At 71.5% G+C, this 24,309-nt stretch carries 21 protein-coding genes; 11 read left to right on the plus strand and 10 right to left on the minus strand.

All coding sequences use genetic code 11. The annotated features are described in order from the left end of the window. Positions 1-44: 44 nt before the first annotated feature. The 3 genes from HW566_RS12600 to HW566_RS12610 form a co-directional block, all read right to left on the minus strand. Positions 45-1,001 carry a hypothetical protein gene (locus HW566_RS12600; protein ID WP_178013370.1) on the minus strand — a complete coding sequence of 319 codons (957 nt, stop codon included), beginning with the start codon at positions 999-1,001 and terminating at the stop codon, positions 45-47. Positions 1,002-1,626: 625 nt separating this feature from the next. After that, positions 1,627-3,348, minus strand: a complete 1,722-nt coding sequence (locus tag HW566_RS12605) for a phospho-sugar mutase (protein ID WP_372955777.1) — start codon at positions 3,346-3,348, stop codon at positions 1,627-1,629. After that, positions 3,345-4,178 carry a purine-nucleoside phosphorylase gene (locus tag HW566_RS12610; protein ID WP_178013371.1) on the minus strand — a complete coding sequence of 278 codons (834 nt, stop codon included), beginning with the start codon at positions 4,176-4,178 and terminating at the stop codon, positions 3,345-3,347. The genes HW566_RS12605 and HW566_RS12610 overlap by 4 nt, the downstream gene beginning before the upstream one ends. Before the next feature lie 81 nt (positions 4,179-4,259). Between HW566_RS12610 and HW566_RS12615 the strand changes: the two genes are divergently transcribed. Further along, on the plus strand, positions 4,260-5,723 hold the full coding sequence (locus HW566_RS12615) for an NAD(P)H-quinone dehydrogenase (protein ID WP_178013373.1): 1,464 nt from the start codon (positions 4,260-4,262) through the stop codon (positions 5,721-5,723). 160 nt (positions 5,724-5,883) lie between these two features. Here HW566_RS12615 and HW566_RS12620 read toward each other — a convergent pair whose 3' ends face one another. Both HW566_RS12620 and HW566_RS12625 read right to left on the minus strand, forming a co-directional pair. Further along, entirely contained in the window at positions 5,884-7,650 is a 1,767-nt protein-coding gene (locus tag HW566_RS12620) for an acetyl/propionyl/methylcrotonyl-CoA carboxylase subunit alpha (protein ID WP_178013375.1), read from the minus strand. A gap of 78 nt (positions 7,651-7,728) precedes the next feature. Then, on the minus strand, positions 7,729-8,385 hold the full coding sequence (locus tag HW566_RS12625; protein WP_178013377.1) for a Maf family protein: 657 nt from the start codon (positions 8,383-8,385) through the stop codon (positions 7,729-7,731). A 58-nt stretch (positions 8,386-8,443) separates the two neighbouring features. Here HW566_RS12625 and HW566_RS12630 point away from each other — a divergent pair, with 58 nt between their 5' ends. From HW566_RS12630 to HW566_RS12645, 4 genes are read left to right on the plus strand one after another with little or no spacing between them, the layout of a single operon-like run. Continuing rightward, a complete protein-coding gene (locus HW566_RS12630; RefSeq protein ID WP_178013379.1) occupies positions 8,444-9,745 on the plus strand; it encodes a class I SAM-dependent RNA methyltransferase in 1,302 nt (433 codons plus the stop codon). Positions 9,746-9,754: 9 nt separating this feature from the next. Beyond that, entirely contained in the window at positions 9,755-10,417 is a 663-nt protein-coding gene (locus tag HW566_RS12635; RefSeq protein ID WP_178013381.1) for a response regulator transcription factor, read from the plus strand. Then, complete coding sequence (locus HW566_RS12640; protein ID WP_178013382.1) at positions 10,407-11,645, plus strand: sensor histidine kinase; 1,239 nt, start codon at positions 10,407-10,409, stop codon at positions 11,643-11,645. Before HW566_RS12635 ends, HW566_RS12640 begins: the two co-directional genes overlap by 11 nt. Further along, entirely contained in the window at positions 11,642-12,727 is a 1,086-nt protein-coding gene (locus HW566_RS12645; RefSeq protein ID WP_178013384.1) for a hypothetical protein, read from the plus strand. The genes HW566_RS12640 and HW566_RS12645 overlap by 4 nt, the downstream gene beginning before the upstream one ends. A 238-nt stretch (positions 12,728-12,965) precedes the next feature. Here the strand turns inward: HW566_RS12645 and HW566_RS12650 are convergent, their stop codons facing one another. Both HW566_RS12650 and HW566_RS12655 read right to left on the minus strand, forming a co-directional pair. Continuing rightward, complete coding sequence (locus HW566_RS12650) at positions 12,966-13,193, minus strand: acyl-CoA carboxylase subunit epsilon (protein WP_178013386.1); 228 nt, start codon at positions 13,191-13,193, stop codon at positions 12,966-12,968. Next, a complete protein-coding gene (locus tag HW566_RS12655) occupies positions 13,190-14,779 on the minus strand; it encodes an acyl-CoA carboxylase subunit beta (RefSeq protein ID WP_178013388.1) in 1,590 nt (529 codons plus the stop codon). The genes HW566_RS12650 and HW566_RS12655 overlap by 4 nt, the downstream gene beginning before the upstream one ends. Positions 14,780-14,908: 129 nt before the next feature. On the opposite strand from HW566_RS12655, the gene HW566_RS12660 reads away from it, so the two are divergent. From HW566_RS12660 to HW566_RS12685, 6 genes are all read left to right on the plus strand, one after another. Beyond that, a complete protein-coding gene (locus HW566_RS12660; protein ID WP_178013390.1) occupies positions 14,909-15,697 on the plus strand; it encodes a biotin--[acetyl-CoA-carboxylase] ligase in 789 nt (262 codons plus the stop codon). A 59-nt stretch (positions 15,698-15,756) separates the two neighbouring features. Further along, positions 15,757-16,311, plus strand: coding sequence for a PH domain-containing protein (locus HW566_RS12665; protein ID WP_178013392.1), 555 nt, complete (start codon positions 15,757-15,759; stop codon positions 16,309-16,311). A 109-nt stretch (positions 16,312-16,420) separates the two neighbouring features. Beyond that, positions 16,421-17,548, plus strand: a complete 1,128-nt coding sequence (locus HW566_RS12670; protein ID WP_178013393.1) for a 5-(carboxyamino)imidazole ribonucleotide synthase — start codon at positions 16,421-16,423, stop codon at positions 17,546-17,548. Positions 17,549-17,659: 111 nt separating this feature from the next. Continuing rightward, positions 17,660-18,127, plus strand: coding sequence for a 5-(carboxyamino)imidazole ribonucleotide mutase (gene purE / locus HW566_RS12675; protein WP_178014942.1), 468 nt, complete (start codon positions 17,660-17,662; stop codon positions 18,125-18,127). Beyond that, the gene (locus tag HW566_RS12680; RefSeq protein WP_372955778.1) at positions 18,124-19,554 is read left to right on the plus strand and encodes an LCP family protein; all 1,431 of its coding nucleotides are present in this window, start codon (positions 18,124-18,126) and stop codon (positions 19,552-19,554) included. Before purE ends, HW566_RS12680 begins: the two co-directional genes overlap by 4 nt. A 4-nt stretch (positions 19,555-19,558) precedes the next feature. Continuing rightward, a complete protein-coding gene (locus tag HW566_RS12685) occupies positions 19,559-20,644 on the plus strand; it encodes a glycosyltransferase (RefSeq protein ID WP_178013395.1) in 1,086 nt (361 codons plus the stop codon). A gap of 19 nt (positions 20,645-20,663) precedes the next feature. Here the strand turns inward: HW566_RS12685 and HW566_RS12690 are convergent, their stop codons facing one another. From HW566_RS12690 to HW566_RS12700, 3 genes are read right to left on the minus strand one after another with little or no spacing between them, the layout of a single operon-like run. Beyond that, on the minus strand, positions 20,664-21,407 hold the full coding sequence (locus tag HW566_RS12690) for an ABC transporter ATP-binding protein (protein ID WP_178013397.1): 744 nt from the start codon (positions 21,405-21,407) through the stop codon (positions 20,664-20,666). After that, positions 21,391-22,260 carry an ABC transporter permease gene (locus HW566_RS12695; RefSeq protein ID WP_178013399.1) on the minus strand — a complete coding sequence of 290 codons (870 nt, stop codon included), beginning with the start codon at positions 22,258-22,260 and terminating at the stop codon, positions 21,391-21,393. Before HW566_RS12695 ends, HW566_RS12690 begins: the two co-directional genes overlap by 17 nt. After that, positions 22,257-24,245: a glycosyltransferase gene (locus tag HW566_RS12700; protein ID WP_178013401.1), complete on the minus strand. Its 1,989-nt coding sequence runs from the start codon at positions 24,243-24,245 to the stop codon at positions 22,257-22,259. The genes HW566_RS12695 and HW566_RS12700 overlap by 4 nt, the downstream gene beginning before the upstream one ends. Positions 24,246-24,309: the final 64 nt, after the last annotated feature.

The following is a 24,309-nucleotide window of genomic DNA, read 5'->3' on the forward strand; positions in this document are numbered from 1 at the left end:
CGGGGTGCCCTCCCGCCCCCAAACCGGGAGGGCACCCCGCCGTCTCACCACGGCGGGCCGAGCTCCGTCCCCAACGTGAGAAAGGCCCCCCGGGTCTGCCGCGGACGAACCCCGAGTCCGCGAAGGTGATTCTCCAGTGCGTCGCTCGAGGCGATCTCGGGCCACTGCCAGCGCACCAGGCGGCGCTGGGTGACTCCGCGAATCTCGTCTTCTCTGCGCTTCTCGGCGAGCAGAGCCTGCTCAGGCGTGCGACCCCCGAGCAGGTTCGGATCGCTGTATTTGGCTGCGCCGTCGAACTCCCCGAGGACGTCGTCGATCTCGAAATCCACGCGGTACTCGCGCCCGCGCGGCCCGGCGACGACGATCTGCGTCCGCACTCGGAATCCGACGCGCACCAGGTGGATGCGACTGATCGACTCACCGGGCGATTCGGCGCCGCCATCGGCGAAGGCGAGACGGCCCATCGCCCGCGAGACCCCGTGAGCAGAGCGTCGTGCGATCAAGCCGACCGTCTCACGGAGCGCCTGAGCGTTCGGGCCGGCCGCGCGCAATGCGGCATCCATTGCTGCGATCGAGGTCTCGCACGGTGCGGTTCGAGCGAGATCGGCGAGCGTCCGAGCCAGGCTCGTGCAGCGGAGCGGCCCGAGCCGGACGATGTCGTCGTCGGCCAGCGGACCGCGATGTCGGACGACCCCGACCCGGGCCGCACCCCGCGCGTCGATGTCGGTCGTGTGCACCCGGTCATCGGTGCGCACGACCGGAAGCCCGTGCGCCGCGGCCGCCGTCGTGTGCGAGAAGACACCCGGTTCGTGCGTGGTCGCGGCAAGCGCATGTGCGCGCAGCAACGCCCGCGTGGCAGTCGGGGCGCGCGTGAACTGTTCGGCCCGCACGAAGATCCCCGGCCGGAGGCGGAGGAGCGAGCCCTGTCGTCGCAACTCGGCGACGCGGCGCCACCCCACGCCCTCTGACGCAAGGCGGTGTCGATCCAGAAGCTCGGTCATCACACGACAAGCCTTGCGGCCGCCGGCGACTTGTGCGCTCGAGAGTCGGCCAGCTGTGGATCGCCGCGTCCGTGATGCGACTGTGGAAGAGAGTGCGCCCCGCACGTCGATGCCCGCTCGTCGGCGCTGGTCGCCGGCGCAGGTCGCCGGTCCTCACCGGCAGCTGAGGTGCGGGATCGGGGCGGCGGTTTCACCCGGGCGCGGGGGGGGGGGGGGGGGGGGGGGGGGGGGGGGGGGGGCACGCCCCGGGGTGATCGAGCCACCCCAAACCCACGGCCGCGGGGGCCCGAGCACCCCGAAGGGCCCCGAGCCACCCCAAACTCACAGCCCGAGTGAAGCGCGCACGCCCCGCCGTGATCGGGGCGCCGGTTTCACCTCGGCGCAGGGCGTTCACGCCCCGGCGTGATCGAGCCACCCCAAACCCACGGCCGCGGGGAGCCCGAGCCACCCCAAACCCACGGCCGCGGGGAGCCCGAGCACTCCGAACCCCGACCACGGGGAGCCCGAGCACCCCAAACCCACAGCCGCGGGGAGCTCGAGCACCCCGAACCCACCGAACCCACCCCAACCCGCCGCATGCGAGACGCGCGGGCGTCCGCCGTTGAGCGACGTGCGGTCTCCGGGATCAGCCGAGGGTCGCGAGCAGCTCCCGCACGCCGGCTTCGAGTTCGGTGAGGCGTGCGGCCGCATCGCCGGACGAGTCTCCCCGGACGTCGAGGTACAGCTTGAGCTTGGGTTCGGTGCCGCTGGGGCGCACCAGGATCCGCGCCTCGCCGTCGAGCCACAGGCGCAGGATGTCGCCGATCGGCGGGCCGGAGACGGGCGCGGCGAGGTCCTCGAACGACACGACAGCGGCCGCGCCGATGCGCGTCGGCGGCGCCGAGCGCAGCGCCGTCATGATGCGTCCGATGACCGCGAGGTCGTCGACGCGCACCGAGACCTGACCGCTCGCGACATGGCCGAACTCCGCGTCGAAGTCCGCCAGCAGATCGGCCAGGGTCCGCTGCTGCTCACGGGCCTCCGCCGCGAGCCCGAGGATCGCGATGGCTGCGGAGATGCCGTCCTTGTCTTTGACCGTCTCGGGATTGACCAGGTAACCCAGCGCCTCCTCGAACCCGAAGACGAGGCCGGGGGCGCGCGAGATCCACTTGAACCCGGTCAGCGTCGCGTGGAACTCCAGGCCGTACCGCTCGGCGACGACCTGCAGTGCCGGAGACGACACCAGCGAGCACGCCAACGACGCGCCGGATGCCGTGCCGCCCTCGGCCGCGCGCCGGGCGGCACGCCATCCGAGCAGCAGCCCGATCTGGTTGCCGGTGAGTCGGCGCCAGCCCCCCTCGGCAGCGGCATCCGGGATCGCGACGGCGAGGCGATCGGCGTCGGGGTCGTTCGCGAGCACGAACTCGGCGTCTGCGGCCCGGGCCGTCTCGAAAGCGAGATCCATCGCCCCGGGCTCTTCGGGGTTGGGGAACGCGACGGTGGGGAACCGGCCGTCGGGCTCGGCCTGCTGGGCCACTTCGACGGGGCGCGGGTACCCGGCCGTGTCGAGGATGCGCAGCAGCGTCTCGGTTCCCACGCCGTGCATCGCGGTGTAGACCCAGCGCATCCCGGCCGCGCCCGCCGGCGCCGGGGCCACCAGGGCGGTCTGGGCGACGTAGGCCTCGACGACCTCGTCACCCACCGTCTCGTAGGCCTCGGAGCGCGGGAGGAGCGAGATGTCGGCCGCGTCCGCGATCCGCTGGATGTGCGCCGCGATGTCGGCGTCGGCGGGCGGGACGATCTGGGCGCCGTCGTCAGCGCCGCCGAGGTAGACCTTGTAGCCGTTGTCATCGGGCGGGTTGTGGCTCGCGGTCACCATGACGCCGGCATCGGCACCGAGATGACGCACCGCGAAGGCGAGGACGGGCGTGGGCAGGAGGCGCGGCAGCAGGATCGCGCGCAGCCCGGCGCCGGCGAAGACCTCGGCGGAGTCGCGAGCGAACTGCGCCGAGCCCCGGCGGCCGTCGAAGCCGATCACGACGACCGGGGGCGCGTCGGGGCCGGCCTTCTCCAGGAGGTACCCCGCCAGTCCTGCGGCCGCCTGCGTCACGAGCACGCGGTTCATCCGGTTGCTGCCCGCCCCGAGCCGGCCGCGCAGGCCCGCGGTGCCGAAGGCGAGCCGCCCGGCGAAGCGGTCGACCAGATCGGCGGCCGCGGATCGGTCGCCGGCCTCCGCCGCCGCCAGGACGGCGCTCAGCTCGGCGCGCGTCTCGGGATCGGGATCCTGCGCCAACCACGCGCGCGCGGCGTCGAAGGGAACCACCGGCTCGGTGCTTCCCGCTCCCACGCCCGCGTCCCGGCCGGTCACAGCGCCTCGATCACACGGGCCAGCAGTGCGGAGATCACGGGCTCGGCCTCGCGGCCGGCCTCGATGACCTCGGCGTGGCTGAGAGGGGACTCCTGGATGCCGGCGGCGAGATTGGTGATGAGTGAGAAGCCGAGGATCTCCATGCCGGCCTCGCGCGCCGCGATGGCCTCGAGGGCCGTCGACATCCCGACGATGTCGCCGCCGATGGTGCGCGCCATCCGCACCTCGGCCGGGGTCTCGTAGTGGGGGCCGCGGAACTGGCAGTACACGCCCTCGTCGAGGGTCGGGTCGATGGTGCGGGCGAGGTCGCGCAGACGCGAGGAGTACAGGTCTGTCAGGTCCACGAACGTCGCGCCCTCGAGGGGGGAGTCGGCGGTCAGGTTCAGATGGTCGCTGATGAGCACCGGCTGCCCGGGCTTCCACGCCGGCTTCATCCCGCCGGCGCCGTTGGTGAGCACCATGATCTTCGCGCCGGTCGCGGCGGCCGTGCGCACGCTGTGCACGACGCGACGCGTGCCGTGCCCCTCGTAGTAATGGGTGCGCGCCCCGATGACGAGGACGCGTTTGCCCTGGGGCGTCAGGATGCTGCGCAGCGTGCCCACGTGACCTTCGAGCGCGGGCTTGCTGAAGCCGGTGACGTCCGTCGCCGCGACCTCCGCCGTCGTCTCGCCGATCAGCTCGGCCGCGCGTCCCCACCCGCTCCCGAGCGTCAGCGCGATGTCGTGGCGCTCGACCCCCGTGATGCGGGCGATGTCGGCCGCCGCCTGCCGGGCCACCTCGAGCGGGTCGGCAGCGGGGTCGTCGAGGGGATGCGCGAAGGAGTCGGACATCCCACCACTCTAAGACGCGTCACCCTCGGCCGCAGGCGTGCGCGGCAGGCGTGCGCGGCAGGCGGGCGCACCTGGGGGAGAATGGAGGTCATGTCGCCTCTCAGCTTCGAGCGCACCCAACGCCTGGCCGTCCTCGGCGGAGGTCCCGGTGGATACGAGGCGGCGCTGGCCGCCGCCCAGCAGGGTGCGGAGGTGACCCTGGTGGAGCGCGCCGGGGTGGGCGGTTCGGCCGTCATCACCGACGTCGTCCCCTCGAAATCGCTCATCGCCACCGCCGACGCGGCCGTGGCCATCAGCGAGGCATCCGATCTGGGCGTACAGCTGTTCGCACGCTCCGACTCGGGGACCCCGCTCAAGCCCGAGATCGCCATCAACCTGGCCGCCGTCAACCGGCGACTGCTGGCGCTGGCCCGGCAGCAGTCCGATGACATGCGCGCCCAGCTGGTCGAGGCCGGCGTGCGGATCATCTCCGGGCACGGACGTCTCGACGGCACCCACGCCATCATCGCGGCGACCGGCCCCGGCGGCACGGACTTCGACCGCGTCGAGGCCGACACCCTCGTCGTCTCGGTCGGCGCATCGCCGCGCGAGCTGCCCAGCGCGAAGCCCGACGGTCAGCGCATCCTCACCTGGACGCAGCTCTACGACATGAAGTCGCTGCCCGAGCACCTCATCGTCGTCGGCTCGGGTGTCACCGGGGCGGAGTTCGCCTCGGCCTACATGAACCTCGGCGCGAAGGTCACCCTCATCTCGAGCCGCGACCAGGTGCTCCCGGGCGAGGACGTCGACGCGGCCGCGGTCATCGAGAAGGTGTTCAAGCGCGGCGGCATGACGGTGCTCTCGAAGTCGCGTGCCGAGAAGGTCGAGCGCACCGACGACGGCGTCGTGGCGACGCTGTCGGACGGGCGCACGGTCGAGGGCAGCCACTGCCTCATGGCTGTCGGGTCGATCCCCAACACCGCCGGCATCGGCCTCGAGGAGGCGGGAGTGCAGCTCACCGACTCCGGGCACATCCAGGTCAACCGGGTGGCGCGCACCTCGGTCCCGAACATCTACGCCGCCGGTGACTGCACCACCTTCGTCCCGCTGGCCTCGGTCGCCTCGATGCAGGGACGACAGGCCGTCTTCCACGCGCTCGGCGACACGGTGATCCCCCTCGATCGCCGCCGCATCACCGCGAACATCTTCACGGCGCCCGAGATCGCGACGGTCGGCCAGCAGGAGAAGGACGTCGAGTCGGGACTGGTCAACGGCTACGTCCACAAGCTCCCGCTGGCGGCGAACCCGCGCGCGAAGATGATGGGGGTCAAGGACGGCTTCGTGAAGATCATCGCGCGCGAGGGTGCGGGCACCGTCGTCGGCGGCGTCATCGTCGCCCCGCGGGCCTCCGAGCTCATCTACCCGATCGCCATCGCCGTCGAGCGGCGGCTGACCGTCGACCAGCTCTCGCGCGTCTTCGCGGTGTACCCCTCGCTGACGGGCAGCATCACCGACGCGGCCCGGGCGATGCACCTGGTCCAGCGCGACGAGGACCCGCTGTCCTGAGCGGCGCGCCGCGGCATCCGCTCTCCCGGTGCGGGCGCACGGACTGCGGAGGATCGCGCGATCCTCGGACGAACACGGTGAGAAGCTCCGACTTCCGCGGCATTCTCCGATGAACGCGACCTCCGCGGAGCCTGCGGCACCGAGGACGGAGTGAGCCGCCTCAGGAGATGGTCAGCAGGGCGTGCCCGGCGCCGACCGTCGTGCCGGGGGTCGCGTCGATGTCCCCGACGACACCGTCTTTGTGCGCCTGGATGGGCTGCTCCATCTTCATCGCCTCCAGCACGACCACCAGGTCTCCCTTGACGACCTGCTGGCCCGCCTCGACGGCGAGCTTGACGACAGTCGCCTGCATCGGCGACTTCACGGCGTCCCCGGACGCCGCGGCGCTGGCCGTGGCCGCATGCGATCGCCGCGACGGCGGGACCTGGGCGGGTCGGCCCACGGCGACCGGTGCTGCGGTGATGCGGTCGGGCAGGCTCACCTCGAGGCGCTTGCCCGCGACCTCGACGACGACCGTGTGCCGACCGGCGGGCTCGGCCGGCGCGTCGATCTCGCCGTCCCAGGCGGGGATGTCGTTGACGAACTCGGTCTCGATCCACCTCGTGTAGACGCCGAAGACGCCGTCCTCGGCGGTGAAGGCGGGGTCCCGGACCACCTTGCGGTGGAAGGGCAGCACCGTGGGCATGCCGGCGACCTCGAACTCGTCGAGCGCGCGGCGCGAGCGCTCCAGCGCCTCTTCGCGCGTGCGACCGGTGACGATGATCTTGCCGAGCATCGAGTCGAAGGCGCCCGAGACCGCGTCGCCGGCGGTCACGCCGGAATCGAGCCGGATGCCGGGCCCGCCGAAGGTCTTGAACACGTGGATGCTGCCGGGCTGGGGGAGGAAGTTCCGCCCCGGGTCCTCGCCGTTGATGCGGAACTCGATCGAGTGGCCGACCGGCTGCGGGTCGTCGTAGTCGAGCGTGCCGCCCTCGGCCAGGCGGAACTGCTCGCGCACCAGGTCGATGCCCGTGACCTCCTCCGAGACGGGGTGCTCGACCTGCAGGCGCGTGTTCACCTCGAGGAACGAGATGGTGCCGTCGGCTCCGATGAGGAACTCGCACGTGCCCGCGCCGACGTAGCCGACCTCGCGCAGGATCGCCTTCGAAGCGGTGTAGAGGATGTCGTTCTGCTCGGGCGTGAGGAACGGTGCCGGCGCCTCCTCGACGAGCTTCTGGTGCCGTCGCTGCAGCGAGCAGTCGCGTGTGGAGACGACGACGACATTGCCGTCGCCGTCGGCGAGGCACTGGGTCTCGACGTGGCGGGGCTTGTCGAGGTACTTCTCGACGAAGCACTCGCCGCGGCCGAAGGCGGAGATGGCCTCGCGGGTGGCGGACTCGAACAGCTCGGCGACCTCGTCGAGCTCGCGGGCGACCTTCAGACCGCGACCGCCGCCGCCGTAGGCGGCCTTGATGGCGATGGGCAGACCGTACTCCTGCGCGAACGCGATGACCTCGTCGGCGCCCTGGACGGGGCCGGGGGTGCCGGGTGCGAGGGGGGCGCCGACCTTCTCCGCCACATGACGGGCGGTCACCTTGTCGCCGAGAGCCTCGATGGCCTCGGGCGACGGGCCGATCCAGACCAGGCCCGCTCCGATGACGGCGCGGGCGAATTCGGCGTTCTCGGCGAGGAACCCGTAGCCGGGGTGCACCGCGTCGGCGCCGGAGCGGCGGGCGACCGAGAGGATCTTCTCGATCGAGAGGTACGTCTCGGCGCTGGTCGCACCCTCGAGCGCATAGGCCTCGTCGGCGAGGCGGGTGTGGAGGGCGTCGCGGTCCTGGTCGGCGTAGACGGCGACCGAGGCCTTCCCGCTGTCACGAGCGGCGCGCACGATACGGACGGCGATCTCGCCGCGGTTCGCGATGAGGACCTTGGCGATATGAGGCATGGGTGCCAGCCTAGCGAGCGGATCGGCGCGGCTTTTGGATCACTCGCACAAAACGACGCCGCCAACCTCGGTGGAAGCCTACGAAGAGGCGCCGCGGTTCCACAGGTCGGTCCACGCGACGCCGAGGTCGCGCACGAGCTGCCGCAGCGTCGACAACGACATCCCCACGACCGTCGAGGGGTCGCCCTCGACGCGCGTGATGAACGCGCCCCCCAGGCTGTCGACGGTGAACGCGCCGGCCACCTGCAGTGGCTCGCCGGATGCCACATAGGCCGAGATCTCCTCCGCGGTGACATCGTCTGCGAAGGTGACGGCCGCCTCGGCGACGGCGTGCGCCTCTCGGGGTTCCCGGCCGGGGACGAGGCGATGCACGCTGTGACCCGAGTGCAGGATGCCGGTGCCGCCCCGCATCCGCTCCCACCGCTCGGTCGCGACCTCTGCGGTGAGCGGCTTGCCGAGGACCTCGCCCGCGAAGGCGAACATCGAGTCGCCCCCGACGACGACGCCGTCGAACCCGGGGTCGAGGCGTCTGATCGTCGATACGACGTCGGCCGCCTTTCGGCGGGCGAGCAGCAGGACGTGTTCCTCGGGCGGCAGGGTGCGTCCCTCGGCGGCCTCCACCGCCGCGACGACCGCCTCCTCGTCGACCTGCGGCGACCGCGTCTCGGGCTCGATGCCGGCCTGACGCAGGAGCATGAGTCGGGCGGGGGAGGTCGAGGCGAGGCACACGCGCATGTCGCTCACGCTACCGGGCCGCCCGGCGCCGCACGTCGTCGTGTGCGAGCATCGAGGGATGCGACCCGGCGACAGCATCGACCTCGACGTCTCGGACGTCGCCCACGGCGGCGTCTTCGTCGCCCGGCACGAGGGACGCGTCGTCTTCGTCCCCGACGCGTTGCCGGGTGAGCGCATCCGTGCCCGACTCACCGACACCTCGAAGGCGTCGTTCTGGCGAGCCGAAGCGCTCGAGGTGCTCGACGCCTCACCGCACCGCCGATCGCACGTCTGGGCGCCGGCCGACATCGGTAACGCTCCCGAACGCCGGCCCGGCGGCGCCGACTTCGGACACATCGAGCTCGACCACCAGCGTGCGTTGAAGGCGCGCGTCGTGCAGGACGCACTGGAGCGGATGGGCGGCTACCGCGCCGACGTGACCGTCGAGGCCGCGGGCGTCGACGAGACGGCGGACGGAACGGGCTGGCGCACCCGCGTGAGCCTGCACGTCGACGACGCGGGACGCATCGGTCCCTACGCCGCGCGCTCGCACCGGGTCGTCGAGGTCGACGATCACCCCCTGGCGACGGCGCCGATCGTCGAGGCGCTGCGTCGCGGTCCCTCCGCCGCCCCCGGCCGGCTCGATCTCGTCCAGCCCGCCGACGGGCGGGTGCGGGCGCTGCCCCGGCCCGAGACGAAGCGGCGGTCCCCCCGCGGACGCGGCCCCGCACGCATCCCGGCCGACCCGGCGTTGCGCGAGGTCGTGGTCGAGGACGTCGGCGGCCGTCGGTTCCGTCTCGACGCCGGCGGCTTCTGGCAGGTGCACCGCCTGGCGGCGACCGCGCTCTCGAGCGCGGTCCAGCAGGGGCTCCGCGACGCCGGGCGCGCCGAGCTCGACCCCGACGGCTGGCACCTCGACCTGTACGGCGGTGTGGGGCTGCTGGCGGCGTCGCTCGCCGAGCTCGGCGGCCCCGCCACCCGGATCACGAGCGTGGAATCCGACTCCCGGGCCACCGACCACGCGGGAGAGAACCTGGCGGAGTGGGTGGGAGCACGCGCCGAGACCGGCCGGGTCGACCGCTGGCTCGCTCAGCTCGAGCAGGCCGCGTCGCTCGCGGAGCGCGGCAGGCTCCGTTCGGGTGTGACCGTGCTCGACCCGCCCCGCTCGGGTGCGGGCCGCGAGGTCGTCGAGGCCCTGCTGCGCGTGCAGCCCGCGACGATCGTCTACGTCGCGTGCGATCCGGTCGCGTTCGCGCGCGACCTCGCACAGCTGCGGGCGGGAGGGTACGAGCCGCGGACGCTGCGAGGACTCGACCTGTTCCCCAACTCGCACCACGTCGAGACCGTCGCGGTGCTCACCGCGGAGGGTCCGCTGTCCTAGGCTGAGCCCATGACACGGGTGGCGCTCATCGACGATCACGAGTCGGTTCGGCTCGGACTCGCCGCCGCGTGCGCCCGCGCCGGCGTCGGCGTCGGCGACGTCGTCTTCTCCGGCAGCACGGTGGCCGAGTACCTGCGCTGGCGCACGGAGACCGCCGCGAGTCCGGCGGACGTCGTCGTCCTCGATCTCATGCTGGGCGATGGCGCGACCGTGTCCGAGAACGTGACGGAGCTCGTCTGCAACGGCTCCCAGGTCATCATCCACAGCGTCGCGGATCGACCGGCGGCGGTGCGCGAGGCGCTCTCGGCGGGCGCGCTCGGCGTCATCAGCAAGTCCGCACGCACCGACGACGTCGTCGCTGCGATCGCCACCGTCGCGCGCGGCGAGCATCTGGACAACGTCGAATGGGCCAGCGCGATCGACGGTGACCGGGCGTTCGCCGACGCGCAGCTGTCGGCCCGCGAGCGGGAGGTCCTGCGCCTGTACGCCGCCGGGCTGCCGCTGAAGTCGGTGGCCGAGCGTCTGGGCATCGCGTACTCGACCGCGAAGGAGAACATCACGCGGGTTCGCGTCAAGTACGTCGAGGTCGGCCGTCCCGCCCCCACCAAGGTCGACCTGCTCCGTCGCGCGATGGAAGACGGTCTCGTGTCCGAATCCTCCGATGGCCGCTGAGCTCTCCGACACGGTATCGACCAGGCCGCGGCGGGCCGCGGAGTTTCGTGAGGCCCTCGCCCAGACCCAGCGCTTCACGCAGTCGCGCATCGACCGGATCCTCGGCATCGTCGTGGGCTCGGGCAGCGCCGTCATCGGGGTGCAGTCGCTCGTCGGTGCGCTCAACGCGCCCGTCGGCGACCCCACCTGGAACACCGTCCTGCTGGTGGTCGTCCTCGGCTCGCTGCTGCTGATGTGCATCGCGCTGCTCACCTCGCGCGGGGTGCGGCTGTTCTCGGGCATCTTCGCGGCGATCTTCCCCGTCGCCATCCTGCTGTGGCCGCTGGCCGCGGCCGAGACGACACAGCTCGACGAGCAGCCGTGGCTGTGGTTCCTCATCAACATCGGCACGGTCGCCGCCGTCTTCTGCTCGCCGCTGCCGTTCCAGATCGTCTGGGCCTTCCTGCTCCCCGTCCTCTACGGCACGATGCGGCTGATCCTGCTGGGGGCGGCGCCGACGGCCGTTCTCGACGTCGCACTCGACACCCTGTTCGCGATCATCCTCGCCAGCGTGCTCATCGTCATCGGCTGGATCCTGCGTTCGCTCGCGGCCAGCATCGACACCGGGCGGGAAGGGGCGGTGCGTTCGTTCGCGCAGGCCGCCGCCGCCGATGCGGTGGAGAAGGAGCGCGTCGCGGTCGCGGCGCTGATGCACGACAGCGTGCTGGCGGCGCTCATCGCCGCCGAGCGCGCCGAGACCGAGCGCGAACGTGCCCTCGCGGTCTCGATGGCGCGTGAGGCGTTGACCCGCCTCGCGAACGTCGATCAGGACGCCGGCGAGGGGCCGGACGCCCCGGTGACCCCCGCCGCGATCGCCGCCGATCTCGCGCAGACGGCGCGGCGGCTGCATCCGGATGCGACGGTGTCGAGCGAGATCCAGCCCGATGCGCGCGCTCTGCCCGGTCGCGTCGTGCGTGCCCTGCAGCTGGCCGCCACACAGGCGATCACGAACGTCGTCGAGCATGCCCGCGGCGCGAACCTGACCGTGTCGTTCCGAGCGGATGCCGCGGGGGTCGAGATCCGGGTGTCCGACGACGGTCCCGGGTTCGAGGCCGAGCGCGTCGCGGAGGACCGCCTCGGCATCCGGGCCTCGATCATCGCGCGGGTCGCCGCGGTCGCCGGCACGGCGACGGTCGATTCGGGGCCGGCCGGGACGACGGTCGCGATCGAGTGGCAGGAGCGCTCGTGAACCGCTCCGTGCGCTGGGTCCTCTCCGCTCTCGGGGTCGCGTTCACCGCGTACCTCGCGACCGGCGGCATGTTCTGGACCCGCCCCGTCGACGCCCCCATCGTCCTCGTCCTCTCGCTCGTGACCTACCTCACCGTGACCGGCCTGTGCATCTTCTGGCCGACGCGTCCGATGACGGGTGCCGACCCGCGGGGTGCGGCGCGCCCCGCGGTCGACGGCTCCGCCGTGACGGCCGTCACCGCGGAGATGAGCCGGCCCGCAGCGCTGCCGCTGTGGATCGCCCTGCTCGCGTTCGCGGTCGCCGTCGTCGTTCCCACCGCGACCTGGTGGGCCGCCGGCGACGAGGGCCGCCTGCAGCCGTTCGCGACCTGGAGTCTTGGCGGCCTGGGCGCGCTCATGGCCGTGCTCGTGGTGCGCCGCCGGTCGATCGTGGCGTGGTCGGGCATCGCGGTGATGTTCCTCCAATCGGTGATGTGGATCGGCATCGGTCCGACCTTGTCGCTCGGCGCCGTGGGGTCGGCCATCTGGGTGGGCGGCGCGCAGATCATCGTGCTGTTGATCGACCGCGCGGCCGTGGAGACCGCCGAGCTGACCCGGCTGCAGCGCGAGGCGTCGGAATGGCTCGCGACGCAGGAGGGTCGCCGGCGCGAGCGGCGGGTGCGCGTCCAGCGCGCGCTCGCCGTCGCCGGTCCCGTGCTCTCGCGCACCATCGCCGCCGACGGCGACCTCGACGACGACGAGAGACTGCAGGCGCGGCTGGCCGAGGGGCGTCTGCGCGACGAGCTGCGCGGCCCCCGTCTGCTCGACGACGCCGTGCGGCGCGTGCTCGAGGACGTCCGCCGCTCGGGCTCGCACGTCACCTTCCTCGACGAGGGCGGACTCGACGGGCTCGATGAGCGCGAGCTCGCCGCTATCCGTGCAGAGCTCGCCGACGTGCTCGACGGCGCGCGGTCGGAGCGCCTGTACATCCGCACCTCGACGCACCCCGACACCGCCGTCACGGTCGTGGGACGCTCGCGGCGCGAGGACGGTGTCGACGAGGACGTCGATCTGTGGCGGGAGATCCCTCGACCGAAGAAGTGACGCCTGTCCCGGACCGACGTGCTCCGTCGCCGAGTGCAGCGCACGCGGTCGCGCTCCGTTGAAGATGGGGGCGAGGGGCGGCGAAGCCGCCCGCCCCTCGCCATGCGAGCGGTTACCCGAAAACCGACCCGCAGCAGTCGCCGGCACAAGGCACGGGCGACCGAACGCAGAAGCGTTCCAGCAGGTCAATTCTGCGTGAGGCGACGAGGAGGTGTCTGTAGGTATTTCGGGGGACAGTTCAGCCGGTGAACCGGCCCCAGCCGAAGCCGCGCCGCAGCGGTGTCCGCAGCGCACGTGCGGACCGGCGCCAGGCCGACTCGGGCGGGCCGTCGTCGGCCACGGCGGCCGCGGCCTCCTGGGCGTAGGCGTCGCTCACCACGGCGATCACCGCGGCCAGCTCCTCGGCCGTCGGCGTGCCCCGCCGCACCTCGACGTGCAGCGGCCGTTCGGCCTCGCCGCCGGTCACAGCGGGATGTTCCCGTGCTTCTTGGCGGGCAGCTCGGCGCGCTTGCCGCGCAGGGCCCGCAGCGACTTGGCGACGTACACGCGCGTCTGCGCCGGCTCGATGATGCCGTCGAGTTCGCCGCGTTCTGCGGCCAGGAACGGCGAGGCCACGTTGTAGGTGTACTCCGACGCCAGACGAGAGCGGACGGCAGCGACATCCTCGCCGGCCTCCTCGGCCCGCTTGATCTCGCCGCGGTACAGGATGTTGACCGCTCCCTGACCGCCCATCACCGCGATCTCGGCCGTCGGCCACGCGACGTTGATGTCGGCCCCGAGCTGCTTGGAGCCCATCACGATGTAGGCGCCGCCGTAGGCCTTGCGCAGGATCACGGTGACCAGGGGCACCGTCGCCTCGGCATAGGCGTAGAGCAGCTTCGCGCCGCGGCGGATGACGCCGGTCCATTCCTGGTCGGTTCCCGGCAGGTAGCCCGGCACGTCGACGAGGGTCACGATCGGCACCGAGAAGGCGTCGCAGAAGCGGACGAAGCGGCTCGCCTTCTCGCCCGCGTCGATGTTCAGCGTGCCCGCCATCTGCGAGGGCTGGTTCGCGATGATGCCGACCGTCCGGCCGTCCACCCGACCGAATCCGATCACGATGTTCGGCGCGAACAGCGGCTGCACCTCGAGGAACTCGCCCTCGTCGACGATGCCCGAGATCACCTGGTGGATGTCGTAGGGCTGGTTGGGGGAGTCGGGGATGAGCGTGTTCAGCGCGCGGTCGCCGTCGGTGGTCTCCCACTCGAACGACGTCTCGTAGACGGGGGCGTCCGACATGTTGTTGTCGGGCAGGAAGCCGAGCAGCGAGCGGGCGTAGTCGATCGCGTCGTCCTCGTCCTCGGCGAGGTAGTGCGCGACGCCCGACCGGGTGTTGTGCGTGTGGGCGCCGCCGAGCTCCTCCATGCCGACGTCCTCGCCGGTGACGGTCTTGATGACGTCGGGGCCGGTGACGAACATCTGGCTGGTCTTGTCGACCATGATGACGAAGTCCGTCAGTGCGGGGGAGTAGACCGCCCCGCCGGCGGCGGGCCCCATGATGATCGAGATCTGGGGGATGACGCCGGATGCCGCGGTGTTCAGCCGGAAGATCTCGCCGTACTTGCCGAGCGCGACGACGCCCTCCTGGATGCGCGCCCCGCCGGAGTCGAGGATGCCGATGATCGGCATGCCGCCGCGGAGGGCGAGCTCCATGACCTTGATGATCTTCTCGCCCGCCGACTCGCCGAGCGATCCGCCGAAGGTCGTGAAATCCTGCGAGTACACCGCGACCGTGCGGCCGTGGATCGTGCCGACTCCGGAGACGACCGAGTCGCCGTAGGGGCGGGCGCGGTCCATGCCGAAGGCGGTCGTGCGGTGGCGGACGTACTCGTCGAGCTCGACGAACGAGCCCGGATCGACGAGCATCTCGATGCGCTCGCGGGCCGTCAGCTTGCCCTTGGCGTGCTGCTTCTGCAGCGCGGTCGCCTCGGCGTCGACGACGGCCGTCTGATAGCGGGCGCGGAGGTCGGCGATCTTGCCGGCGGTCGTGGACAGGTCGGGCTGGTCGGTCACGCGTTCCACCCTATCCAGCGGGGACCCCGCACCGTTGGAGCACGCCCACAACGACAGGCAGGATCCCCTGTGGGATCACTCCGGTGCAAGCCCTCGCCCGGCTCGGGGCCGGCATCGTAGGGTGACGGCATGACGATCCCCGAGAGCGGCTATCCGCGTGCGGCGGCGGTATCGCCCCGTCTGCACGTGATCGAGCACGCCGATTCGACGAATGCCCACCTGCGTCGCGACGCCGAGGCCGATCCGGCCGCGCACCCTCATCTGTCGGTGCTGGTCACCCGGGATCAGCGCGCCGGACGCGGCCGGCTGGACCGCAGCTGGACCACGCCGCCGGGCACGGCGCTCGCGATCTCGGTGCTGCTGCGGGTCGAAGCCGTCCCGGTCGCCTCGCGCGGCTGGATCCCGCTGCTCGCCGGCCTCGCGATGTCGGAGGCCGTCGACGCTCAGCTGCGCGACGCCCGGGTGGGGCTGAAGTGGCCCAACGACGTGCTCGTCGACGGGATGAAGATCAGCGGCATCCTCGCCGAGGTGCTGCCCGGCCAGGCCGGCGACGTCATCGTCGGTGCGGGCGTGAACACGACGATGGCGCGGGTCGACCTCCCGGTCTCGACAGCGACGTCGTTCGCAGCCATGGGGGCGGACGTCGACGAGGACCGTCTGCTCGCGGACTTCCTCACCGGCCTGCGCGATCTCGTCGCCGAACTCGCCGTGGGCGGCGCCGGAGCGGAACTGCGCGACCGGGTCTCGCGAGCCTGCCTCACTCTCGGCGCGGAGGTCGCCGTCTCGCTCCCGGACGGCGACGTGATCACGGGGGAGGCGCAGCGGCTGGACGAGGACGGGCGCCTCGTGGTCGGGACGCCCACGGGCGAGGCCGTGATCGCCGCCGGCGACGTCGTGCACGTGCGTCCGCTGAGCTGAGGAGGCGCTTCCGCGCGTGCCGTCGCCGGGATGTCGGGGGCGCGGGTCATGATGGTGCTGTGACTCAGCCAGCGGCATCCTTCGGCCGCCCCGTCGCTCCGGCGCCGGGGGCGGCGGCCCCCGAACTGCGGGTGGCACGGGTACGCCCCCAGGCCCGCGCGCTGCTGTGGCCGGCTCTGCTGCTCATCGCCCTCGCCGGTCTGGTCGGGTACTTCTCGGGCAACCTGCCCGAGCCGTTCACCGACCTCATGCTGTGGTCCGGCGCGGGCGTCGTGCTCCTGCTGCTCGTCGTGCTGCCCTACCTGCGCTGGCTGTCCCACGCGTACACGATCACCACGCGTCGCGTCATCGAGACGACGGGGCTGATGGTCCGTCGCCGCACCGAGCTCAGCCACATCCGGGGCTACACCATCGACGAGCGGCGCGGTCCGCTGCAGCGGCTCGCAGGCACCGGCACGCTCACGCTGTCCAACGGCGTCGATCCGTCGCTCCGGCTGCGCAACATCCCGCACGTCGCGCTCGTGCACGAGGTGCTCGCCGATCAGGTCGAGGTGAGCCAGATCCTGGCGCACCGCGATTCGCACAGCATCCCCACGATCCCGTCCGAGCGCTGAACCGGCCGCCGGTCGGTCCGGTGTCTCGCCGACGCGCGGCTCATCCCGGCCCGAGTGGGATCTCGCGGTGGCGGTGCGAGATGATGGGGGAGAACCCGGAGGAGGCGCCATGTCGTTGCGAGTCGGAATCGTCGGCGGAGGGCAGCTGGCCCGCATGATGATCGCACCCGCGGTCGAGCTCGGCCTGGACGTGCGGGTGCTGGCCGAGCAGCCCGGCATGTCGGCGGCGCTCGCCGCGAGCGCGACCGGCGATTACCGCGACCTCGACACCGTGCTCGCCTTCGCCCGCGACGTCGACGTCGTGACCTTCGACCATGAGCACGTTCCGCAGGAGGTGCTGCGGGCCCTCGTCGCCGAGGGGGTGGCCGTGCATCCGGGACCGGACGCGTTGTTCTTCGCGCAGGACAAGCTGCGTATGCGCGCGAAGCTCGCCGAGCTCGGGATGCCGCAGCCGGAGTGGGCCGCCATCTCGGATGCCGCCGGCCTGCAGGCCTTCCTCGACGACAACGGCGGCCGAGCCGTCGTCAAGACGCCCCGTGGCGGCTACGACGGAAAGGGCGTGCGCGTCGTCTCGTCGCCGGACGAGGTCGCGGACTGGCTCGACGCGCTCGACCCGGACGGCGAACTGCTCGTCGAGGAGCTGGTGGACTTCACGCGGGAACTCGCCCAGCAGGTCGCCCGTCGACCCTCGGGTTCGTGGCGGGCGTATCCGGTCGTCGAGACGGTGCAGCGCGACGGTGTCTGCGCCGAGGTCATCGCCCCGGCTCCGCGCGCGGGGCAGCGCCTCGCCGAGGTGGCCCAGCGGATCGGCGTCGCGATCGCGGAGGGTCTGGGTGTGACGGGCATGCTCGCGGTCGAGCTGTTCGAGACGGCCGATGACCGGCTGCTCGTCAACGAGCTCGCGATGCGTCCCCACAACAGCGGTCACTGGAGCCAGGACGGCGCCGTCACGGGGCAGTTCGAGCAGCACCTGCGAGCGGTGCTTGATCTGCCGCTGGGCGACCCCGCGCCGCGTGCACCGTGGGCGGTCATGATCAACATCCTCGGCGGTCCGGTGTCCGACCCCCTCGCCGCGCGCATCCCGCTGGCGCTCGAGGCGCACCCCGGGGTCAAGGTGCACACGTACGGCAAGGACCCGCGCCCCGGTCGGAAGGTCGGGCACGTCACGCTCACCGGGGACGACCTCGACACCGTCGTCTCGGACGCCCGCGGGGCCGCGGCGCACTTCGACGACTGAGCGCGGCGGGTCTCCGCGCCGCTCCGGGGATTCCTCAGGTCGCCCGCCTAACCTGGGTCGGTGACATCCTCGCCGCTGCATTCGTCGGACGCGCCCCTCGTGGGCGTCGTCATGGGTTCGGACTCCGATTGGCGCGTGATGAGCGACGCCTCCCAGGCGCTGTCGGACCTCGGCATCGCGCACGAGGTCGAGGTCGTCTCGGCCCACCGCACGCCCGACAAGCTGCTGAGCTACGGACGTGAGGCCCGAGGTCGCGGACTGCGCGTGATCATCGCCGGCGCGGGCGGCGCGGCGCACCTGCCCGGGATGCTCGCCTCGCTCACCCCGCTCCCGGTCGTCGGGGTGCCGGTGCAGCTGGCCACCCTCGACGGGCTGGACTCGTTGCTGAGCATCGTGCAGATGCCGGGCGGCATCCCCGTCGCCACCGTCTCGATCAACGGCGCGAAGAACGCCGGCCTCCTCGCCGCGCGCATCCTCGGCGCCGCCGACGCGCAGGTCGCCGACCGGCTCGAGCAGTACGCGCGCTCGCTCGAGCAGCAGGTCGAGGAGAAGAACCGGCGTCTGAAGGACTCCCTGTGAGTGTCAGTGCTCCCGTTCGCCCGCGGGGCGGCCGTCTCATCGAGGAGCGCCCGCTGCGGCATCCCGACACGTCGTCGCCCGAGGTCATGGGCCGTCGCGGCTGGTGGCTGGTCGTGCTCAATTTCGTGCTGCCCGGGTCGGCCCAGGTGCTGGCGGGGAACCGGCGGCTCGGGCGCTTCGGGCTCGGCGCGACCGTCGTCATGTGGGTCGCCGCGCTGCTCGTCGTGCTCACCGGTCTGCTCTGGCGGCCCCTGCTGCTCTCGCTCGCGACGAATTGGTTCGTGCTGCTGATCGTGCAGGCGATCATCGCCTTCTACGCGGTGCTGTGGATCGTGCTGACGGCCGACACCCTCCGACTGGTCAAGCTGGTGCGCGCCGGAACGCTCGCCCGTATCGGCGTCCCGCTGCTCGCGATCCTGCTCGCGGTCGCGTCGACCTCGGCGGCGGTGTGGACCTTCGACCGGGTCAACTCGGTGCGCGAGACGCTGAGCACCGTCTTCGGAGCGAGCGGTCCGAGCGTGCCGCCGTCGGACGGCTACTACAACGTGCTCATGCTCGGCGCCGACAGCGGCGAGGGCCGCGACTCGATGCGGTTCGACTCGATCTCGGTGGTCTCGGTCAACGCCGAGACCGGCGCCACCACGATCACCGGCGTACCGCGTGACATGGGACATTTCCCGTTCGCAGAGGGACCGATGAAGGACCTCTACCCGGATGTGCACGAAGGGCGGGTCGACCCGACCTGTGGCTGGAACAGCGGCATCAACCAGTTGCGCACCGAGGTGGAGGTCTGCCGCGACGGCGACGCGCTCTACCCCGATGCGGTGGCCGACGGCTCCTCGCCGGGCGTGGAGGCGACCAAGGATGCCGTGGAGGGCATCCTCGGCATCACGATCCCGTACTACGTCTTCATCGACATGAAGGGTTTCGCGGACCTCGTCGACGCTCTGGGCGGCGTCGACATCAACGTCGTCGAGCGACTACCCAAGGGCGGCGGGCCCGCCTACGAGGGCCAGAGCGCCGAGGACTGGGCCGAGGGGTGGATCGAGGCCGGACAGCAGCACATGGACGGTGACACTGCCCAGTGGTACGCCCGCTCCCGGTACACCACGAGCGACTTCGACCGGATGCGGCGCCAGCGTGAACTGCAGCAGGCGATCCTCGCCCAGATGACACCGCAGAACGTCCTCGACCGCTTCACTGAGATCGCCGACGCGGGGCAGGTGCTCGTTCAGACCGACATCCCCGCAGACCTGCTGCCGTTCCTCGCCGACATCGCGATGAAGGCGAAGGAGCAGCCGGTCACCACGATCGAGCTCACGCCCGAGAACGGCATCGAGGAGCGCGAGCCCGACTTCGCGCTGGCCCAGCAGATGGTGCGCGACGCCCTGCACCCGCCGACGCCCGCACCCGAGCCGGAGGGCTGATCGCGTGACCACCGTGCTCAAGGTCATCCTCGACCAGCTCGTCGACGTCGTCGACGCGGACGCCGCCGAAGCCTCCCTCGAGGTGGCGCGGGCGCTCGTGGCCACCGCGCCCGCACGCTGCGAGGTGGCCGGTGTCGTGCCCGCAGACGGCGTGGCGGCCGCAGCGGGCGTCCCGGGACTGTCGCAGATTCTCCGCGCGCCGTTCCCGCGCAGCGGGCTCCTCGCGTCGTGGCCGATGGGTGTCGCGGGCGGTGTCGCCGGCGGCCTGCTGCACGCGCCGACGCTCGCCGCGCCGCTGGTCAAGCACGACCGCGCCCACGACAACGAGCAGACCGTCGTGACGATGTGGGACCTCGCGGCCTGGGAGACGCCCGGGCTCCTCCCGCGGGCCACCGTCCTGGCGCACCGGGCGCTCCTCAAGCGCGCGGAGAAGCACGCCGACGCCGTCGTGGTCCCCGCCCACGCCATCGCCGATCGTCTGGCCGAGATCGCCCCCCGGCTCGCCTCGCGCGTCCGGGTGATTCCCGGGGCCGCCCCCGCCGGCTTCCGCGTGCCCACCGACGCGGTCGGGCGTCGTCGCGAGCTCGGCGTTCCCGACCGGATCGCGGTCGTCGCCGGCGGCACCGAAGACCAGCTGCGCTCCGTTCTCGCGTCGATCGCGGGGGAGCAGACGGCCAGTGTCGTGGTGTTCGACGAGCCCGCCGACGTCGCCGGTGCGATCGCGGCGGCGGGCATCGACCGGAGCCGCGTGATCGTTCCGGGTCGCCTGGATGCCGCCGATCGCGCTGCGGTGCTGGATGCCGCTGTGCTGCTCATCGCACTGTCGGAGCGCTCGGCGTTCCCCTGGCGGGCGGTCGAGGCCCTGACCCTCGGCGTTCCCGTCGTCGCCGCCGACTCGCCGGTGCATCGGGAGGTGCTCCTCGACGGCGCGCGGATCGCCCCGTTCGACGACCTCCGCGACGCTGCCGGCGAGGTGCTCTCCTCAGCGGACGAACTGCACCGGTGGGCGGTCCGCTCCGGTGACCGCGGCCGTGCCTTCTCCTGGCGCGACCACGCGGAGCGGGTGTGGAGCCTGCACGCCGAGTTGTGAGTCGGTCGGGGGCGCTTCGTCAGCCGCGCATCCGCGCGACGGCCTCCTTGCTGGGGCCGTCGAACTCGATCTGCCCGTCCTTGAGGAACACGCCGCGCTCGCACAGGTCCGACACCATGTTCAGATCGTGCGAGACCACGACGAGCGTCTTGCCTGCGGCGTGCAGCTCGCGGATGCGCGCGAGGCACTTCTGCTGGAAGGGCTCGTCGCCGACCGAGAGGATCTCGTCGATGAGGAGGATGTCGACCTCGGTGTGGATGGCGACCGAAAAGGCGAGCCGCAGGAACATGCCGGACGAGTAGTGCTTCACCTCGGTGTCGATGAACTGCTCGATCTCGCTGAAGGCCACGATCTCGTCGAACCGCTCCTCCGTCTCGCGCTTGCTCATGCCGAGGATGGCCGCGTTGAGGAAGATGTTCTCCCGACCCGACAGGTCGGGGTGGAAGCCGGCACCCACCTCGATGAGACCGGCGACTCGGCCGCGGGTCAGGACCTTGCCTGTGTCCGGTCGGAGCACGCCGGAGATCATCTTGAGCGTCGTCGACTTTCCCGAGCCGTTGAATCCGAGCAGGGCGACTGCTTCGCCCTCGGCGATCTCGAACGACACCCCGTCGAGTGCGTGGAACTGCGTCGTGAGCGGCTTGCGCCGCACGGCGGCGACGAAGGTCTCCTTCAAGGAATGCGTGTGACGCAGGACGAAGCTCTTGCGGACGCTGTCGACGACGATGCGCGGCTGCGCGTCGGGCTCAGAGATCCTGGGCAAAGCGCCCCTCCAATCGGCGGAAGACGAACTGCCCGACGATGAGCAGCACGACGGAGAACACGAAGGCGTACCCGGCGTAGCCCCACAGATCGGGGATCGGCTCGGCCGTCGCCGATCCCATGCGGTACCAGAGTCCGTAGTGGAAGAGCTCGACGGCGGAAGTGAGCGGGTTGAGGCGGTACAGCACGAAGAGCCACTCCGGCACCTCGTTGCGCACCATCTCCCACTGGTACATCACCGGCGACGCCCACACCGACATCATCGTGATGATCTCGACGAAGCTCTGGGCGTCGCGGAAGGTCACGTTGATGGAACCGAACAGCATGCCGAGACCGGTCGCGAGCAGGGCGATGATCACGAGCCCGAGAAGGAGGGCGGCGATGCTGAGCACGGTGGGCGCCCAGCCGAAGAACAGCGCGATCACGATGATCACCGCGATCTGAGGCACCGTGTTGATCGCGGCGACGAGGGTGCTGGCGACGGGGAACATCTCGCGCGGCAGGTAGATCTTCTTGATCAGCGCGGCATTGTCGACGAGTGATCGCGTGCCGTTCGAGAACGCCTCGTTGAAGAAGGTGATGGCGGTGATGCCGGCGAGCAGGTAGATCGGGTAGTTGTCGATGCTCTTGTTGAGCCCCAGGAACACGCCGAGAGCGACGAAGAACACCGCGAACTGGACGAGCGGCTTGACGTACGACCACAACCAGCCGAGAGCGGAGCCCCGGTACCGGATGCCGACCTCCTTCCGCACGACGAGGGAGAGGAGGTACCGGCGACGGAAGACCTCGATGAGGCTCCCCGAGCGACCGGGTTCGGTGAGCACCGAACCCGTCGCCGTCTGGCTCGCGCTCACGCCTTGTCCTCACTCCGGAAGATCGACCACCATCGCTCGGCCGACGCGAGGTTGCCCGCGTCGGCCCGATATGCCGCCGAGACCCGATTCCAGCGTACGTACAGCAGAACGTGCGAACGGATGCTGCGCCGCAGCTCGCGGCGGAACGTCGTGCGGTCGCGCCGATACTCCCAGACGCCGGATCCAGCCGCGTTGCCCACGAGGGCCACGTCCATGCCCGACAGGCGCCACCACTTCGCGTCGACCGACCGGACGCGGTCCTGCGGTGCGTTCGCGCGAACCGGACGCAGCTGGTGCGCGATGCCGCGCACGGCGTTGACGACGAACGTCACGATGTTGCGCTGCGGGCGGACGCGCACGTGGCGCACGCCCTTCTGATGGGGTGCCACGGCAGGGTAGGCGGCCCGCTCGGTGATGAGTGCGCCGTCGCGCATCTCGGATGCGATACGCCGGGCGCGGGCCGCGCTCGACGCCAGCGTGCCGTCCATGTGGCGGGGCCCGCGCAGCACGTCGGTGAGCGCGTCTCCGCGGAGCCTCGACGCGGTGTACTGCATCGACAGCAGGTGCTTGAGGTCGGACGCGAAGCTCTTGCGCACGAGTGAGCCGCCGCGGCGGTGCGGCGAGTGGAGGAGAGCAGCGACCCAGCGGTTGCGCTGGTGGAAGTACGCCTGCCAGTCGAGGCCGTCGTCCTTCTCGTCCCACGGGACGTGCCATGCGGCCATGCCGGGAAGCGAGACGGTCCCGATGCCCGCCGCGCCGGCGCGCAGCGAGTATTCGGCGTCGTCCCACTTGATGAACAGCGGTAGTGAGAGGCCGATGCGCTCCGCGACCTCGCGGGGGACGAGGCACATCCACCATCCGTTGTACGCGACATCGATGCGCTTGCTCAGCGACGGCGTCGTCCGGATGCTGCGATTGCGGAAGTCGAGCATGGCGAGCTGCCGGTCGACGGGCTCCCACCAGAAGGAGTCGAAGTTGAGCGTCTCCCCGAAGCTGTGGAGCACGGTGCGCGCATTCGCATTGAGCATGTGGCCACCGACGATGAGCGGCTGGCGGGTGAAGTCGTTGAAGCGGGCTGCGCGGATGACGCTCTCCGGCTCCGCTTCGGCGTCGTCGTCGAGCAGGAGGACGGCATCGGACGTGTCGTCGGCGAGCATCTCCGCCATCCCGCGGGAGAAGCCGCCGGAGCCTCCGAGATTGGCCTGCTCGATGACGGTGAGCCGGTCGCCCAGGCGAGCGGCGGTCTCGTCGAAGTCGGGGGCCTCGCGCAGTCGGCGGGTGCCCTGATCGACGATGACGACGCGATTGACGACGGCCATGGTCTCGGGGTGGTCGTCGAAGCGACGGATCTGGTCGAGGCAGGCCTCAGGCATGTTGAAGCTCGGGATCGCGACCGTGAGCCGGGTGGGCCCCCGGTGGCGGGAGCTGGCCGGGACGGACCACTCCGCGGCCGACATCGACGCCGCCTCGGCGTCGGTCTCGAGATCGAACCACAGCCAGCCGCCGTCACCGAAGGAGCGCAGCGGGATCTCGAACTCGGCGCGACCGTCGTGCGCGCTTCTCGACTCGATGCGCACGTACTTGCCGCGTGCGTTCGATCGGAACAGATCGATCCGGGCCGATCCTTCGACATCGACGACGAGACGGACGGTGGCGACGTCGGTGTGCTCCTGCCAGTACGCCGCCGGGAAGGCGTTGAAGTAAGTGGCGAAGGAGATGCGGGTGTGCGGCTCGAGGCGGACGCCGCGCCGCTCGTAGGAGATGCGGGTGCCGCCGGATCCTCGGACCTCGGCGTGGAGCGAGTCGCGGAGCAGTCCGAAGAGCTGGCGCTGGTTCGCGGGGAGCGTGTCGGGTGTGGGGGCGGGCGTGCCCGAGCCCTCGTCGACGTAGAGCGGGAGCACGGTGGAGTCGCCGCCGACGGGGAAGACGACGTTGTGGACCGCGACCCACTCGGCGGTCGTCTGTTCGCGCGGGCTCGTCGTCATAGTGCGTTCTCACTTCTCATCGATGGTCCCCTTGCGGGTCCCAGAGGATTGTACGGGGGGTGTG

It is taken from the genome of Microbacterium oleivorans (assembly GCF_013389665.1).
Lineage (GTDB): Bacteria > Actinomycetota > Actinomycetes > Actinomycetales > Microbacteriaceae > Microbacterium > Microbacterium oleivorans_C.

Bases quoted from the DNA above. Each gene is read 5' to 3' on its own strand.
- HW566_RS12600 (WP_178013370.1), bottom strand. From the start codon at position 1,001: ATGACCGAGCTTCTGGATCGACACCGCCTTGCGTCAGAGGGCGTGGGG.
- HW566_RS12610 (WP_178013371.1), bottom strand. From the start codon at position 4,178: ATGTCCGACTCCTTCGCGCATCCCCTCGACGACCCCGCTGCCGACCCG.
- HW566_RS12615 (WP_178013373.1), top strand. From the start codon at position 4,260: ATGGAGGTCATGTCGCCTCTCAGCTTCGAGCGCACCCAACGCCTGGCC.
- HW566_RS12620 (WP_178013375.1), bottom strand. From the start codon at position 7,650: ATGCCTCATATCGCCAAGGTCCTCATCGCGAACCGCGGCGAGATCGCC.
- HW566_RS12625 (WP_178013377.1), bottom strand. From the start codon at position 8,385: ATGCGCGTGTGCCTCGCCTCGACCTCCCCCGCCCGACTCATGCTCCTG.
- HW566_RS12630 (WP_178013379.1), top strand. From the start codon at position 8,444: ATGCGACCCGGCGACAGCATCGACCTCGACGTCTCGGACGTCGCCCAC.
- HW566_RS12635 (WP_178013381.1), top strand. From the start codon at position 9,755: ATGACACGGGTGGCGCTCATCGACGATCACGAGTCGGTTCGGCTCGGA.
- HW566_RS12640 (WP_178013382.1), top strand. From the start codon at position 10,407: ATGGCCGCTGAGCTCTCCGACACGGTATCGACCAGGCCGCGGCGGGCC.
- HW566_RS12660 (WP_178013390.1), top strand. From the start codon at position 14,909: ATGACGATCCCCGAGAGCGGCTATCCGCGTGCGGCGGCGGTATCGCCC.
- HW566_RS12670 (WP_178013393.1), top strand. From the start codon at position 16,421: ATGTCGTTGCGAGTCGGAATCGTCGGCGGAGGGCAGCTGGCCCGCATG.
- purE (WP_178014942.1), top strand. From the start codon at position 17,660: ATGGGTTCGGACTCCGATTGGCGCGTGATGAGCGACGCCTCCCAGGCG.
- HW566_RS12700 (WP_178013401.1), bottom strand. From the start codon at position 24,245: ATGACGACGAGCCCGCGCGAACAGACGACCGCCGAGTGGGTCGCGGTC.